A 14,142-nucleotide genomic window follows, 5' to 3' on the forward strand; every position below is an offset into this window, starting at 1 on the left:
GCGGGCCCCCGCCCCCCCCCTCGGGGAGCCCCCCCACCCGGAAGAGGAAGACCGCCCCCCCGGCCCCCCCGGCCCCCCCCATGATGACGGCGCCGCCGGCCGCGATCGTCATCAGCGTCTCGAACGAGAACGGCGTGCCGGCGCGGGCAGCAGCGAGCGCGCGGTTGGCGATCGGCAAAAGGCCGACGGCAAGTGCTGCGACAAACGCCCACCATTCGATCGGCGGATAAAGCCGCCCGATGCCGTAGGCGAGGCCGAGCGCCAGCCCGCAGCCGATGGTGAGCATGCCCTTTTTCGTCCGCCACCAGGCCCCCTGCCCCTCGCTGCCATCATCCGCGTGCGCGTGGGTTCCGGCCTGTCCATGATCTTGGTCATGGTCGTGATCATGGTGGTCGTGATCGTGGACTGGATACGCGCCGGCCTCGTCGGCGTCCGCGGGAAGGACGCCGTAGCCAAGCTTGCCGAGCTGCGCCTTCATGGCCGGCAACAGCGCGGCTTCGTCCGCATGGCCGACCCGCATCATGCCGGCTGCCGCGGAGGCCGACACGCGCCCGACCCCCGGCAGTCGGCTCACCGCCGTCCCGATCTTGGCGGCGCAAGCGGCGCAATCCATGCCCGTGACGCGATAGCGGGTTTCCCTGACGTCCATAACATCTGCTCCTTGCGCGAAGCGGCTCAGACACAGAATAGCCTACCCGCTTCAAATGCTTGTTCTCACGCAATTCCGGATGGAAAACCGTTGGGCACTTTCCCTTGAATTGCTGCAACCTGAAACCGGTGCTACATCCTCTAGTGACTAGAGGAGCAAGCGAAAAAAATGCCGAAGGACGAATTCACCATCGGCGAGGCCGCGCGGCAGAGCGGCGTGAAGGTGCCGACGATCCGCTATTACGAGCAGATCGGCCTCTTGCCCGTCGCCTCGCGCAGCGAAGGAAACAGGCGGCTCTACGACCGCCCCGACCTCGGCCGCCTCGCCTTCATCCGCCCCGCGCGCGGACTCGGCTTCGCGGGCGGCGCCATCCGCACGCTGCTGTCGCTGCAGGATGATCCGGATCAGTCCTGCGCCGCCGCGGACGCAATCGCCAAGGCCCGCCTGGTCGAGGTCGACAAGCGCATCGCCAGCCTCAATGCGCTGCGCGACGAGCTCAAGCGCATGGTCAAGCAATGCGAGAGCGGCCGGATCGGCGACTGCCGCGTCATCGAGACGCTTGCCGACACGACCCATGTCCACGGGCGGCTGGCAGAAGCATAGGCATTCGAGGACAATCGCTGGCGTGAACTGAGTGCCATGTCTCGAAGGCCGCACCAGCCGGCCTGTGGCGAGGCCGGTGGAAACCAGCATGGTGCGACCGAGCACCACGCCTTCGCCCTGGACGGCGGCCGCTGCTCGGGTCGACGCCTTCGACGCCTCTTGCAGCAATCCAGCGCGCGTCGATATATTAGCAATTGCTTCTTTACAGAGTTGGCACGTGCTATTGTGGTCTTGGGATCGGCGGACGCGCCGGGGCGCCCGTCTCCCCAAGGGAGGAAACCAATGGCTCATTACGTATTACTGTCGAACTTCACCGATCAGGGTGTCAGGACCATAAAGGACACTCAGAAGCGTGCCGAGGCCTTCAAGGCGATGGCCAGCAAAAGCGGGGTCAAGGTTCACACCCTGCTGTGGACGCTGGGCAAGCATGATGTCGTCGTGGTCGCCGAAGCAGAAGACGACATTGCGGCGACCGCGCTAAGCCTATCGATCGCATCAATGGGCAACATCAGAACCGAGACCCTGAGGGCGTTCGACTCGGCGGACATGGCCAAGATATTGGCAAAGATGGCCTGACCGTTACTTTATCGACGCACGCGGGTGATCGAGCTGGCGCCATGCCGTGTGCTCGGCGCCTGCCGCTTCTGACCATGTAACGCCGAGGATGCGCGGCTTATTGCTCGTCGCGGCGCATCCGCGATCCGCTTTGGCCTGCTCGGCTTGGGTTTTTCGATCCTCGAATAGGGCAACCGACGGCGTGGGCGGGGGCGTTGGGGAGCCGCCGGTTACCAGGACGGGGGGCCATGTAATCAGAAAATACGCAGGCCCTGACGCAATAATGCCACTTGTCCGCATTCATGGGAACCGATTTCTAGATTACGATTCAAACACATATGGAAGGAAACGCACATACACGATGATCTCCACACCGCTACCCGCGCCAGGAACCAGATCGGCTGTGCCGCGTCATAGAGACAGGTTCTTGTCTCGGTTCGGGAGTGACGTCGATGGTCAGACTCCTTCTTGTCGTCGCGATAGCGCTAGCATTCGCGTGCGATGGGGCGCGGGCGGCAAAGATCAACCTCGATACGGTCAACCAGGCGCAATTCAGCGAGGGCGAGCCCAAAGGGGTCGATCCGATGCTGCTCAAGGCTCAGATCCTTCTGGATCGCGCACGTTTCTCGCCCGGCCTGATCGACGGCCGCCTTTCCGACAATTTCACCAAGGCCATCGCGGCTTTCCAGGCGGCGAACGGACTACTCTCCGACGGCAAGCTCACGCGCGAAACCTGGGACAAGCTCGCGGCAACCTTCGCCGGCCCGGTGCTGACGACCTACGAGATTACAAAGAAGGATGTGCATGAGCCTTTCACCAAGCGCATTCCTGCCCGCCTGGAGAGAATGGCGAAGCTGAAGCGCCTCGGTTATCGCAATGTACAGGAGAAGCTCGCCGAGCGTTTCCATGTCAGCGAACAATTGCTGAGGATGCTCAATCCCAAAAGCGGTTTCAGGAAGGCCGATACGTCTCTGGTGGTGCCCGATGTCGGCCGAGGCGATCTGCCTTCACAGCTAACCAGCGTCGAGGTCGACAAGGCGTCTCGCCAGGTGCGCGTGCTCGATCCGTCAGGCAAACCGATTGCCGTCTACCCCGCCTCGATCGGCAGCGAGGAGAAGCCGGCGCCGAGCGGCGCGGCCGAGGTCAGGCGCGTGGTGCGCAATCCTACCTATCACTACAATCCGAAATTCGCCTTCAAGGGTGTCAAGACCAAGCGGCCCTTCACCATCGCCAAGGGTCCGAACAATCCGGTCGGATCGGTATGGATCGATCTCTCCATCGAGAGCTACGGCATCCATGGCACGCCCGACCCTGGCAAGATCGGCACCACTTTCTCGCATGGCTGCATCCGGCTGACCAACTGGGACGCCGAAGACCTCGCGGTCATGGTCAAGCCGGGAACGAAAGTCGACTTCAAGGACGAGACGGCGCAGGACGGGCAAGCCCAGTGAATGCCGGCAGCCGATCCTGCAAATCAGACGCGATCGCTATTTCACCTTGATAACGACCTTGCCTTTGGCGCGTCCCTTCTCGACGAAAGCCAGTGCCTCGTTCGTTTCCTCGAACGGGAATATCCGATCGATCACAGGGCGGATGGTTCCGGATTCAAGCAGAGGTGTTATCTTGTTCAGCTGATCGCCCTGCGCCCACATGAAAAGAAACGAATACTCGACGCCCGCGCGTTCGGCCTTCTTCCTGATGCCGCGGCTCAAGGCTCGCATGACCAGTTTAAGCATCATGTTCAGGCCCAGCTTCCTTGCAAATTCAGCGTCCGGCGGACCTGAGATCGATATGAGCTTGCCGCCGGGTTTCAGCACACCCAGCGATTTTTCAAGCGTTTTGGCGTCCTGACTGTTGATGACGACATCATAGTCCTTAAGAAGCTTTTCGAAGTCGTCTTTCCGGTAGTCGACTACAATATCGGCGCCAAGGCTTTTCACCAGCGCCGTACTCGCGGCGCCCGCAGTTGTCGCTACCGTCGCGCCGAGATCCTTCGCCAGTTGGATGGCGAACGTGCCTACACCGCCCGACCCGGCCTGGATGAAAACCTTCTGGCCCCGCCTCAGACCGGCCTTGTCGACGAGCACCTGCCAGGCGGTCAGGGCAACGAGCGGAATCGAGGCAGCTTCCTCCATGCTGAGATTCTTGGGTTTCAGGGCAACGTCAGCTTCATTGATCGCGATGAATTCGGCGAATGTTCCCACGCGGCCATCCCGCGGCCGTGCATAGATTTCGTCGCCGGGTTTGAACTTGCGGACTTTGGATCCGACACGAACGACGATCCCGGCAACGTCGTGCCCCAGGATGAAAGGCGGGCGGTAGCGCAGGATGGGTTTGAACTCCCCGTCCCTGATCTTGGCGTCGAGAAGGTTCACGCCCGCCGCGTGAATTTCGACCAGGACATCCTCGTCTTGCAGGGCCGGCGCTGGCACCTCGACAAGCCGCAGGGCCGCCTTCTTCCCATATTTGTCGACAACAAAGGCTTTCATCATATTCGCTTTCTGAAACGGGTTCTTGATGTCCGGCAGACCGAGCCCGCGGACGGGCGCTGGAGCCGGCGCAACGCCTGGTCTGTTCAGACCGGCAGGCGGAATTGTTTGCGCAAGGCCTTGTCGAACAGTTCGGCGGGCGCGTAGCGGCGCAGCATGCTGACTTGCCTCGCCGCCTTGCCCGCCGTGTACCGCCGTCGTGGGCGCCTTTCGGCGGCCACCTTGACGACGACCTCGGCCACGACCTCGGGCGGGTCCGCCTTGGGCATCACCTCTCGCAGGAGCGCGTCCACGCCGGCCCTGGCCTGATCGTATTCCCTCATCACCGAATCCGGCTCGATCCCGTTCTGGTCGAAGACAGTGCGGACGAATGCCGGTTCGATGACCGAGACGCGAATGTTGAAGGCACGAATCTCGTGGTCGAGCGATTCCGAATACCCCTCAACGGCGTGCTTGACGGCTGAATAATGCGCGGAGTACGGCGCGGGGATCACCCCCAGGATCGAGCCTATGTTGATGATGCGCCCGCCGCCTTGCCGCCGCATCGCCGGCAACACGGCATTGGTCATCCGAACGACCCCAAATAGGTTTACGTCAAACAGCGCTTGAACCTGCACGATGGACGACTCCTCCGCGCCCGCCTGCAGTCCGATGCCGGCATTGTTGACCAGCAGGTCGATCCGGCCGGTCTTTGCGAGCACGGTCGAAACGAGGGCGTTGATGGACTCAGCGTCGGTCACATCGCAACTCAGCATGGTCACCCGGTCTGGACCTTTGCTTATCGCCCGCCGGCTTGTTCCGAAGACGGTGAATCCCGCGCGCGCCAACGCCTCGGCGCTTGCGCGACCAATGCCCGACGAAGCGCCTGTCACAATAGCGGTCTTTCCAGAGTGTTCGTTCACGTGGTGCTCCAACTCGTCTAGCCTTTTTCCATTGAATGGATTATGATCATAATATCAAATTACGATCATAATGCAATACTCGACTTGAAGGAGAGATCATGCGTTACGAAAAGGGTCGCAAGGACGCATCGCGCAGCCGCATTCTGGAGGTTGCGGCCGATCGTTTTCGGGGCGACGGCATCGCAGCGACCGGCCTTGCAAGCATCATGAGCGACGCCGGGATGACGAACGGGGCCTTCTATCCGCATTTTCAATCCAAGGCGGCGCTTGTCCGGGAATGCGTGGCAACTGCTCTGGAGGGGCAGTCGGGCCAAATCGCGGAGGCATTGGCTTCCGGTGGCCTGACGACGGCCATAGATGCGTATCTATCGGCGGCTCATCGAGACAATCCCGACAAAGGCTGCGCTTCGGCGGCGCTTCTGCCGGAAATAGCGCGCGAGCCAGCTGAAACACGCCAAGTCTATACCGAACGCTTCATGACGTTGGTCCGCCAAGTATCGGCGGCTCTTCCGCCGCAGACCGGGAATCCGGAGGATATAGCACTGGGCATTTTTGCAACCCTCATCGGCGCCCTTCAACTGGCCCGCGCCGTGGACGGGATGGAATTGTCGGACCGCATACTTGCGGCGGGAGCTGACGCGGCGCGGGCCCTGATCCAGCCGTGATGGAGCGGCGATGGCAGAGGGCGAAGAAGTTCGAACCGGAATATCGAAGACTCCGCTGCGACGGCCAAGCCGAGAACGAGAGGCGAGACCTCGCAGGGACGCGCGCAATGATGCGGACGGGTCACACCGGGCGAGCTTAAACCGGCTGCATAAATCCAGCTTATCATGACCCCTAATTTTTGAAGGCGTTACAGCGCCAATCACCGCCTGTAGCTTCGACCGCGGTCTTTCTCAGCTCGGTCGAAAAATGGTGGTTTGATGCAGACACATGCGCGGGTGGTGATCGTCGGCGGCGGGTGCGTCGGCGCGGGAATTCTCTACGGGCTGGCCAAGCGCGGCTGGACCGATGTGGCGCTGCTGGAGCGCACGCAGTTGACCGCCGGCTCGACCTGGCACGCGGCGGGGCTGATTCCGTCCTATGCCCGTAACATCAATGTCGGGCGGATGATCAACAAGACGATCGAGATCTATGAGGGGCTCGAGGCAGAGACCGGGCAGCCGGTGGGCTGGCACAAATGCGGGCAGTTGCGCATCGCCAATTCGAGGGATCGGCTCGACGAATACAAGAGCTATATGAGCGTTGCCGAGGTGCAGGGCATGCGGGCGCAGTTGCTCACGCCCGACGAGGCGCGAAAACTCTGGCCGCTGCTCGACAACAAAGAGATGCTCGGCGCGCTCTATCATCCCGATGACGGGCATATCGCGCCAGCCGACGTCACGCATGCCATGGCCAAGGGCGCGCGGGATCTGGGTGCAAAAGTCTATCTCAACACCGAGGTCACTGGCTTCAAGCGGACCGCCAGCGGCGAGTGGCTGGTTGAGACCAATCAGGGCGGCATCACCTGCGAGCATGCGATTTGCGCCACCGGCAATTACGCGCGCCAGACCGGCGCGCTGCTCGGTCTCGACATTCCGGCGATCCCGATCCTGCATCAGTACTGGATCACCGAGGCAGTGCCGGAAGTGGTGGAGCGCAAGCGCGCGGGGCGACCCGAAATGCCGATCCTGCGCGACGAAGGGTTTGAAGGGTATCTCCGCGAGGAAGGCGACGGCTTCATGTTCGGGCCCTATGAGCGCACCGAGCATCTGAAGCTGTTCGCCGAGGATGGCGTGCCCTCCTGGTTCGGCGCCGATCTTCTCGAAGAGGATTTCGATGCGGTGGCCTGGAACTGGGAGCAGGCCTTGCGGCTGGTGCCGGCGCTCGGGCGCGTCGGCATCAAGGCCAATGTGCGCGGGCCGTTCCAGATGACGGCGGACGAGCTGCCTTTGATGGGGCCGGCCTGGGGCCTGCCCAATGTCTGGCTCGCCGAAGGCGTGCCCGGCGGCATCCTGTGGGGCGGCACGATCGGTTATTATCTGTCGGAGCGGATCGTCGAGGGCTCCAACAGCCTCGATGTTTCCGACCTCGACCCGCGCCGCTTCGGCGACTACGCCAACAAGGAATGGACGCGCGAGAAGGTGCGCGAGGCATGGGGCACGCATGCGGAGCAGAAATATCCGGGACAGGACATGCCCGCCGCGCGGCCGCAGAAGACCGCGCCGTCATACGACAGGCTGACCGAGCTGGGTGCGGTCTGGGGTGTGCTCAACGGCTGGGAGATGCCGAACTGGTTCGCGCGCGACGGGGTCGAGGCCAAGGACCAGTATAGCTGGCGATGGACGCCCAAGGGGAACCTCGTCGGCGAGGAGGTGCTGGCGGTGCGCAACGCCGTCGGCCTGGTCGAGATGACACCGATGACCAAGTTCGAGGTGTCGGGACAAGGCGCGGCCCAATGGCTGGACAGGATCATCGCCAACCGCCTGCCGGCGGTCGGCAAGGTCACGCTGGCGCACCATCTGACGGCCAACGGCGGCGTGCAGGCGGAATATATGGTGGCGCGTCTCGGCGAGGACCTGTTCTACCTGATCTCGACGCCACGCGCCGAGCGCTGGAATTTCGACGACCTGTCCAGGCTGCTTCCCGCCGACGGCGGCGTGAGCCTGAAGAACGTCACCAACGATCGCGGCTGCTTCACCGTCGTCGGCCCCAAGGCCCGCGAGGTGCTGCAGCCCCTGACCGAAATCGATCTTTCCAACGAAGGTTTTCCATGGTTCGGCGTCAAGACCGGCAGCGTGGCTCTCGCCAGCGACGTGCGGCTGCTGCGCGTCAACTATGAGGGTGAGCTCGGCTGGGAGCTCTACCATCCCCTGCCCTACCAGCGGCAGTTGCTCGACGCGATCCTGAAGGAGGGCGAGAAGCACGGCATGCGGCTGGTCGGGCTGCATGCGCTGGAGTCGCTCAGGCTCGAGAAATCCTACCGCGCCATGTATCGCGATATGAACCCGGAGCTCAACGCGCTGGAGAGCGGGCTGGAGCGCTTCATCCGGCTCGACAAGGGCGACTTCGTCGGGCGCGAGGCCGTGCTGAAATACAAGGAGCGCAACGACCAGCGCCGCTCAGTGACGCTCAGGATCGACACCGATGGCGCAAGCACACTGGCCAATGAGGGGCTGTACCACGACGGCGCGCTGGTCGGGCGCATCACGTCGGGCGGCTATGGCTATGCGCTCGGGCATGACATTGCGCTGGCGCTGCTGCCGGAGCGTTTTGCCAAACCGGGCACGAAGCTCGATGTCGCGATCCTGGGTGACTGGAAGGTCGCCGAGGTGGTCGCGGATTCGCCTTACGATCCGACCTCGGCCAGGGCGCGGATGTAACAGGCGGGGCCTGCAAAGGCCCCGTTGCCGACGCGTCCTTCGGAGGGAAGCCCGTATGCGCATCGACCGGATCAACGTCTATTCGGCACAGCTGCCGGTCAAGAACGGCGTCTACCGCATGGCCAGCGCCGATGTGGAGGCGCTGGACTCCACACTGGTCGAGATCGTCACCGACGACGGTTTTGCCGGCTGGGGCGAGACCTGCCCGATCGGCCCGGTCTATCAGCCGCATCATGCGCTGGGCGCCCGCGCGGCGATCGCCGAAATCGCGCCCGGCCTCATCGGCTCGGAGATAGCCTCGATCAGGCTTCTGTCGAAGCAGATGGACGAGCGGCTGAACGGGCACGGCTATGCCAAGGCCGCTTTCGACATGGCCTTTCTCGACCTGCTCGGCCAAAAACTCGTCGTGCCGGTCTCGACTCTCCTGGGCGGCGCGCTGACCGATCGCGTGCCGGCTTATTATTCGCTGATCGTCGGCCCGCCGGAGGAGACGGCCCGGATCGCCGGCGACAAGGTGAAGGCCGGCTATCCGCGCCTGCAGGTCAAGATCGGCGGGCGCGATCTGGAAGAGGACGTGGCCGTCGTCCACAAGGTGTGGGAAGCGGTCGGCTACAAGGCTCGGCTGGCGGTCGACGGCAACCGTGGCCTGACGGTCGCCGCCGCGATCCATCTCGACCGGCTCTGCCAGGCGATCCCCTTCGTCTTCGAGCAGCCCTGCAACACGATGGACGAGATCGCAACGCTGAAAGGCCGCGTCACGCATCCGGTCTATCTCGACGAGAGCACCGAGGACCAGAACGCGGTGCTCAGGGCAATCTCGATGGGCATCGCCGACGGTTTCGGCTTCAAGGTGACCCGCCTTGGCGGTCTGACGAAGATGACGACGGTACGAGACCTTTGCGCCATCCGCTCGCTGCCGCACAGTTGCGACGACGCCTGGGGCGGCGACATCATCGCGGCGGCCTGCGTGCATCTGGCAGCCACCGTCGAGCCGCGCCGCATGGAAGGCGCCTGGATCGCGCAGGAATACATCAAGGGCCATTTCGACCCGAAGCACCCGGTCGTCATCAAGCAAGGCCACATCGCCGTGCCGCAACGGCCGGGGCTGGGCGTGAAGCCGGAACCCGGCATGTTCGGCAAGCCGGTGGCGATATACGGACCATAACGCGCGCCAGCCAATGTCGATCACTTCGTGAACGACGCGGGATCGTTCCGCCTTGTCCCGCGTTCTTGTGGCACGCAACGGAGGAACGGCGATGGACGACGATCGGACCGAGAAGATCAGGCAGCGTGCCTATGAGATCTTTCAACGCGAGGGCGGCATCCTTGGTCATCATGAACGGCACTGGCAACAGGCCGAGATGGAGATCGACCGCGAAGCGGCCTTGCCGCTGACGGCAGGCGACGCGCTGCCTGAAACGCGCGAGATCGATAGCGCGGACGTGCTGACGGTGGAAGCGCTCGCCATGCGCACCGGCATTTCCGGCGATGAGGCGCAGGAGCTGCTCGACCGGCTGGGCAACGACCGCGCGGCAATCGAGCAAGCGGCGCGAGGCCTGAAGGCGAAGCGGGGCTGACCTGCCAAGTTCCACCTGCGCTCCACCGTCAGCACGACCGGCATGCCCCAAGGCACGTCCCTTGGCGCCTGCAGCAGCGAGACCTTGCCGTCCGCCACTTGCGCCTCCCACCACGCATAGTGCTTCAGATTGTAGCTTCCGGAGCGCACGCTGAGGCCGGCGACGGGACCGCCGTCGAGATTGAGCGCGGTCTTGAGGTCCAGTCCCGCATTCAGCAGGAAGGTCGCCAGCCGGTCCAGCGAGAAGAAGGCGTCCTTGGTCGAGCCGACGATGATACGGCCCTGGCGGTCCTCCGCGATGAAGGTGCGGTTCGCCAGCCAATTGCTCTTGGCGCGCACAGCATTGCCGCCATCCTGGCCGATCAGCAGGGGATATGAGACCATGGCGTTCTCGGCGCCATCAAGAACCGCGCGCCAGTCGCGGCCGCTGAGATCGACGACATGCGTGCCTGATGCGTTGGCGACCCAGACGCCTGCCTTGGCGTCATAGTCGCGGGGGCCTAGCCTTTCGCCCATGCTGACCAAGGGCGTGTCGGCCTCGCCTTTCAGCCCGAAATAGCTGCCGTTGACGATCAGCACCGTGCCGCCCGGGCCTTCGGGATGGAGGGCCGCTTCCCACTGATCGATGTCCTTCGTGCCGCCCGGCTCATTGCGGGCAACGAAGCGAAACCTGGCCGGGTCGAAGCGGTTGAGATAGAGACGGTCGATCGCCTGCCCTCCTGCGACAACCGGGATTTCCCTGACCTCGAAGCCCGGCTCCACGTCCTTCCAGGCGCTCTCCCCGGCGACCACCTCGGGGATTGCCGGCTGCAAGGCAAGGCGCATCGCTGGCGATAACCGCGCATCGTCGGCCGCGACGTTGATCCAATAGCTGCCGCCCCGGCGCAGCAGGACATTCAGCCCATAAGCGCCATTCCTCTGCCAGACGAACCAGGCGCCCGAAATCAGGACGAGCAGCGACAGGATGACGACGATCGAGATTGTCTTGCGCAATGAATTTCCCCCAGGCCAATAGCCGCGGAACTTGTCCGATGTTCCCGCCTGAACGATGTCCGATATGTGCAGGAACTGCGCAGTCAAGCTGGCGACAAACGGGCCGGAGTCCAAGCGACGTGCTCATTCGGGTTGACAGGGCAATTACCTCGCCCTAACTTTCGCGTTAGTGATGACTAACGCGAAATACTGGACAGCGCTCGGCGATCCGACACGGCGCACGATCTTCGAACTGCTGGTCGACCGACCCAGCTCGGTGACCGGTCTGGCCAATGTGTTGCCTGTCACAAGGCCTGCCGTCTCGCAGCATTTGAAAGTGCTCAAGGATGCCGGGCTGGTGGCCGACACGCGCTCCGGCAAGGAGCGCATCTACCGGATCGATCCGGATGGCCTCGCGGCGTTTCGGGCCGAGATCGACCAGTTCTGGAGCAAGACGCTCGCGGCCTACGCGCAGGTTGTCGAGCAATCGACGGAGGACGAAACATGATCAAGCAACCTGCACCCGCTCCCGTGAGACATTCCGTCGTCGTCGCGGCGCCGATCGCGCGCGCTTTCAAGGTGTTCACCGAGGATTTCGGCAGCTTCAAGCCGCGCGAGCACAATCTGCTCGCCGTCCCGATCGCCGACACGGTCTTCGAGCCGCGGGTCGGCGGCCATGTCTACGACCGCGGCGTCGATGGTTCAGAATGCCGCTTCGCCCGGGTGCTCGCCTACGAGCCGCCCTACAGGCTGCTTCTGAGCTGGGACATCAGCCCGCGCTGGCAGATCGAAACCGACCTCGCTCGCACAAGTGAGTGGGAAGTCCGCTTCACGGCCGAAACGGAAAATCGCACGCGCGTCGAAATCGAGCACCGCCATATCGAACGGCATGGCCAGGGCTGGGAAAGCGTGCGCGGCGGGGTCGACAGCGATCAGGGCTGGCCGCTCTACCTGCAGCGATATCAGGAGCTCTTTTCCCGGGCGGCCTGACCGTACCCCAGCACCGAAAGGCATGGCCCGCATGACAGCGATTGGAAGGAGCGCGCGAAATGGAAGCCCATTGGTTAAGCACTCTGGGCGTGCTTGCGCTCTGTCTCCTGTCGGTGGCGCTGGCGGTCTATTCCGGCTCGTCCAAGGGATTTGCCGGCAAGCTTTCAGGCCCGGTCATTCCGGCGGATGACGACGACCCGCTCTACAGGATAGACCGCGTCCACCTGAACTCGGTCGAGGCGCTCGCGCCCTTCGTCGTACCCGTCGTGCTGGCGATGATGGTGGGCGTCGGGCCGGTGACGCTCGCCGTGCTCGTGTGGGTTCACCTGGCGATACGCCTAGTCCACATGGTCATCTACCTGCGCGGTGGAAACGCCGCCAAGGGCGGCAGCGTCAGGACGATCCTCTAGATGTCGGGCGCGCTGGTCACGCTTGTCCTCATCCTCGTGACGGGATGGGCAGCGCTTCGCTGAGCAGCGCCCGCTTTTCGCTCCGTCAGCGGAACCCTCGGCCGGATCGGAGGTTCATCCCCTGTACACCACAGGAGATGCGTCATGGATCACACCAGCCACGTTAGACTGACCAATGCCGAGCTCACGCCCGCCATCCTCGAAGGCGCCACCATCTACGGCCCCGACGACGAGAAGATCGGCTCGGTCGACCATCTGCATGGCAGCCAGGTCGTCATCGATGTCGGTGGCTTCCTCGGCATCGGCGCCAAGCCGGTGGCCGTCACCGCCAGCCAGCTCGATTTCATGCGCGACGACGACGGCGACGTGCATGCCGTCACCAGCTGGACGAAGGATCAGTTGAAGGCGATGCCGGAGCATCAGGACTGAAGCGTCTCGCGATTGTAAGTGAATAGGGAAACCGGGCCGGCAATTGCCGGCCCGGTTCTTTGCCCGGCGCGGCAAATATGATCGCCAGCCCGGCGCGCTTCAACGCACAAATCTCGCGTCCGTGAGATCGTTCATGTCTGCGTCACAAGCTTCCATTGTACTTGCATATCGAAACTTCTGGTCTGGAGGAGGCAAGGCGATGAGGTGGAAAGCTGCGGCGGCATTTTCCCTGGCGGTAATGGCAATGGGTGGGGCGATGTGCGGCCAGGCGCTGGCCTGGGGCCAGGAGGGCCATGCGGTGATCGCCGAGATCGCGCAGCACCGGTTGAACCAGAACGCCTATGACACGATCGAGAAGCTATTGCGCTCGCATCTGAAGCTGCAACCGCCGGCCACCGTCTCGCTGGCCTCGGTGGCGAGTTGGGCAGACGACTATCGCGCCGACAACCACAAGGAGACGTCGAACTGGCATTTCATCGACATTCCGCTGGCCTCCAAACCCGGCGATACGAGCGCCAGCACCACCGCCTATGACCCGGCGCGCGACTGCAAGGACAATGCGAGCTTCGGCGTCTGCCTGATGCGGGCGCTGCCGGCGCAGGAGAAGATCCTGGCCGATCCGGCCAAGAGCGACGAGGAGCGCTGGCAGGCGCTGGCCTTCGTCATCCATCTGGTCGGCGACCTGTCGCAGCCGCTGCATTGCGTCGAGCGCCTGGACGGCAGCCAGGGCGACCAGGGCGGCAACACGCTGACGGTGAGCTTCAACGTCTACCGGCCGAAACCCGACGGCTCGACCTATCGCGACCTCACCACCTTCCACGCGGTGTGGGATTCAAGCCTGATCCTGTTCAAATACTATGACTGGGGCAAGGTCGCGCTCGACCTCGAAACCGACGTCATCCCGCATCTGCCCGCCATGCCGGCCGCCGACCAGACGCCGGAAAAATGGCTGGCCGAATGCCACGGGAAAGCCGAGGACGCCTATCGCGCGCTGCCCAAGGGCACGCAGATCAAGTCCGACAATCCGCATGCGGTGATCCTCGACCAGGCCTATTTCGACCAGTTCTCGCCGGTGGCGGTCGAACAGCTGGCGCTGGGCGGCCTGCATCTGGCGGCCGTGCTCAACGAGACGCTGGCCGCCGATAAATAATCGGCCGGGCGCTGGCGCGCTGGCTGGCCCTGCGCCGATAGTTGCACACGAAAAA

General features: G+C 63.5%; 15 protein-coding genes and 1 pseudogene. 12 read left to right on the plus strand and 4 right to left on the minus strand.

Annotated elements, in window-relative coordinates; all coding sequences use genetic code 11:
• On the minus strand, nt 1-649 hold a 649-nt coding region (locus KVT37_RS25460; protein ID WP_217577775.1), incomplete at its 3' end, for a cation transporter.
• Nucleotides 650-817: 168 nt separating this feature from the next.
• On the opposite strand from KVT37_RS25460, the gene KVT37_RS25465 reads away from it, so the two are divergent.
• The 3 genes from KVT37_RS25465 (at nt 818) to KVT37_RS25475 (ending at nt 3,258) form a co-directional block, all read left to right on the plus strand.
• Nucleotides 818-1,252 (plus strand): helix-turn-helix domain-containing protein, encoded by a 435-nt coding sequence (locus tag KVT37_RS25465; RefSeq protein ID WP_217577776.1) that lies wholly within the window; start codon nt 818-820, stop codon nt 1,250-1,252.
• 282 nt (nt 1,253-1,534) lie between these two features.
• Nucleotides 1,535-1,828: a GYD domain-containing protein gene (locus KVT37_RS25470; RefSeq protein ID WP_217577777.1), complete on the plus strand. Its 294-nt coding sequence runs from the start codon at nt 1,535-1,537 to the stop codon at nt 1,826-1,828.
• Between the two features lie 431 nt (nt 1,829-2,259).
• The gene (locus KVT37_RS25475; RefSeq protein WP_217577778.1) at nt 2,260-3,258 is read left to right on the plus strand and encodes a L,D-transpeptidase; all 999 of its coding nucleotides are present in this window, start codon (nt 2,260-2,262) and stop codon (nt 3,256-3,258) included.
• A 36-nt stretch (nt 3,259-3,294) separates the two neighbouring features.
• Here the strand turns inward: KVT37_RS25475 and KVT37_RS25480 are convergent, their stop codons facing one another.
• Together KVT37_RS25480 and KVT37_RS25485 are read right to left on the minus strand one after the other, a co-directional pair.
• A complete protein-coding gene (locus KVT37_RS25480) occupies nt 3,295-4,296 on the minus strand; it encodes an NADP-dependent oxidoreductase (protein ID WP_217577884.1) in 1,002 nt (333 codons plus the stop codon).
• Nucleotides 4,297-4,382: 86 nt separating this feature from the next.
• Nucleotides 4,383-5,198 (minus strand): oxidoreductase, encoded by an 816-nt coding sequence (locus tag KVT37_RS25485; protein WP_217577779.1) that lies wholly within the window; start codon nt 5,196-5,198, stop codon nt 4,383-4,385.
• 98 nt (nt 5,199-5,296) lie between these two features.
• Between KVT37_RS25485 and KVT37_RS25490 the strand changes: the two genes are divergently transcribed.
• The 4 genes from KVT37_RS25490 (at nt 5,297) to KVT37_RS25505 (ending at nt 10,137) form a co-directional block, all read left to right on the plus strand.
• The gene (locus KVT37_RS25490; RefSeq protein ID WP_217577780.1) at nt 5,297-5,863 is read left to right on the plus strand and encodes a TetR/AcrR family transcriptional regulator; all 567 of its coding nucleotides are present in this window, start codon (nt 5,297-5,299) and stop codon (nt 5,861-5,863) included.
• Between the two features lie 258 nt (nt 5,864-6,121).
• On the plus strand, nt 6,122-8,560 hold the full coding sequence (locus tag KVT37_RS25495) for an FAD-dependent oxidoreductase (RefSeq protein ID WP_217577781.1): 2,439 nt from the start codon (nt 6,122-6,124) through the stop codon (nt 8,558-8,560).
• 55 nt (nt 8,561-8,615) lie between these two features.
• The gene (locus tag KVT37_RS25500; RefSeq protein WP_217577782.1) at nt 8,616-9,725 is read left to right on the plus strand and encodes a mandelate racemase/muconate lactonizing enzyme family protein; all 1,110 of its coding nucleotides are present in this window, start codon (nt 8,616-8,618) and stop codon (nt 9,723-9,725) included.
• Nucleotides 9,726-9,816: 91 nt separating this feature from the next.
• Entirely contained in the window at nt 9,817-10,137 is a 321-nt protein-coding gene (locus KVT37_RS25505) for a DUF2934 domain-containing protein (protein WP_217577783.1), read from the plus strand.
• A 101-nt stretch (nt 10,138-10,238) separates the two neighbouring features.
• Here KVT37_RS25505 and KVT37_RS33520 read toward each other — a convergent pair.
• A pseudogene (locus KVT37_RS33520) lies at nt 10,239-10,961 on the minus strand (phosphodiester glycosidase family protein); the annotation flags it as partial.
• A gap of 340 nt (nt 10,962-11,301) precedes the next feature.
• On the opposite strand from KVT37_RS33520, the gene KVT37_RS25515 reads away from it, so the two are divergent.
• The 5 genes from KVT37_RS25515 (at nt 11,302) to KVT37_RS25535 (ending at nt 14,087) form a co-directional block, all read left to right on the plus strand.
• On the plus strand, nt 11,302-11,616 hold the full coding sequence (locus KVT37_RS25515) for a helix-turn-helix transcriptional regulator (RefSeq protein WP_217577784.1): 315 nt from the start codon (nt 11,302-11,304) through the stop codon (nt 11,614-11,616).
• Nucleotides 11,613-12,098, plus strand: coding sequence for an SRPBCC family protein (locus KVT37_RS25520; protein WP_217577785.1), 486 nt, complete (start codon nt 11,613-11,615; stop codon nt 12,096-12,098). The genes KVT37_RS25515 and KVT37_RS25520 overlap by 4 nt, the downstream gene beginning before the upstream one ends.
• Before the next feature lie 59 nt (nt 12,099-12,157).
• Complete coding sequence (locus KVT37_RS25525) at nt 12,158-12,508, plus strand: MAPEG family protein (protein ID WP_217577786.1); 351 nt, start codon at nt 12,158-12,160, stop codon at nt 12,506-12,508.
• Between the two features lie 144 nt (nt 12,509-12,652).
• Entirely contained in the window at nt 12,653-12,937 is a 285-nt protein-coding gene (locus KVT37_RS25530) for a PRC-barrel domain containing protein (protein WP_217577787.1), read from the plus strand.
• A 199-nt stretch (nt 12,938-13,136) separates the two neighbouring features.
• Nucleotides 13,137-14,087: a S1/P1 nuclease gene (locus KVT37_RS25535; protein ID WP_217577788.1), complete on the plus strand. Its 951-nt coding sequence runs from the start codon at nt 13,137-13,139 to the stop codon at nt 14,085-14,087.
• Nucleotides 14,088-14,142: the final 55 nt, after the last annotated feature.

It is taken from the genome of Mesorhizobium sp. GbtcB19 (genome assembly GCF_019091085.1).
Taxonomy (GTDB): domain Bacteria; phylum Pseudomonadota; class Alphaproteobacteria; order Rhizobiales; family Rhizobiaceae; genus Mesorhizobium.

Excerpts from the sequence above, each read along its gene's own strand:
- KVT37_RS25520 (WP_217577785.1), top strand. The coding sequence starts at position 11,613 with ATGATCAAGCAACCTGCACCCGCTCCCGTGAGACATTCCGTCGTCGTC.
- KVT37_RS25495 (WP_217577781.1), top strand. The coding sequence starts at position 6,122 with ATGCAGACACATGCGCGGGTGGTGATCGTCGGCGGCGGGTGCGTCGGC.
- KVT37_RS25500 (WP_217577782.1), top strand. The coding sequence starts at position 8,616 with ATGCGCATCGACCGGATCAACGTCTATTCGGCACAGCTGCCGGTCAAG.
- KVT37_RS25505 (WP_217577783.1), top strand. The coding sequence starts at position 9,817 with ATGGACGACGATCGGACCGAGAAGATCAGGCAGCGTGCCTATGAGATC.
- KVT37_RS25530 (WP_217577787.1), top strand. The coding sequence starts at position 12,653 with ATGGATCACACCAGCCACGTTAGACTGACCAATGCCGAGCTCACGCCC.
- KVT37_RS25525 (WP_217577786.1), top strand. The coding sequence starts at position 12,158 with ATGGAAGCCCATTGGTTAAGCACTCTGGGCGTGCTTGCGCTCTGTCTC.
- KVT37_RS25470 (WP_217577777.1), top strand. The coding sequence starts at position 1,535 with ATGGCTCATTACGTATTACTGTCGAACTTCACCGATCAGGGTGTCAGG.
- KVT37_RS25535 (WP_217577788.1), top strand. The coding sequence starts at position 13,137 with ATGAGGTGGAAAGCTGCGGCGGCATTTTCCCTGGCGGTAATGGCAATG.
- KVT37_RS25480 (WP_217577884.1), bottom strand. The coding sequence starts at position 4,296 with ATGAAAGCCTTTGTTGTCGACAAATATGGGAAGAAGGCGGCCCTGCGG.
- KVT37_RS25490 (WP_217577780.1), top strand. The coding sequence starts at position 5,297 with ATGCGTTACGAAAAGGGTCGCAAGGACGCATCGCGCAGCCGCATTCTG.
- KVT37_RS25465 (WP_217577776.1), top strand. The coding sequence starts at position 818 with ATGCCGAAGGACGAATTCACCATCGGCGAGGCCGCGCGGCAGAGCGGC.
- KVT37_RS25515 (WP_217577784.1), top strand. The coding sequence starts at position 11,302 with ATGACTAACGCGAAATACTGGACAGCGCTCGGCGATCCGACACGGCGC.
- KVT37_RS25475 (WP_217577778.1), top strand. The coding sequence starts at position 2,260 with ATGGTCAGACTCCTTCTTGTCGTCGCGATAGCGCTAGCATTCGCGTGC.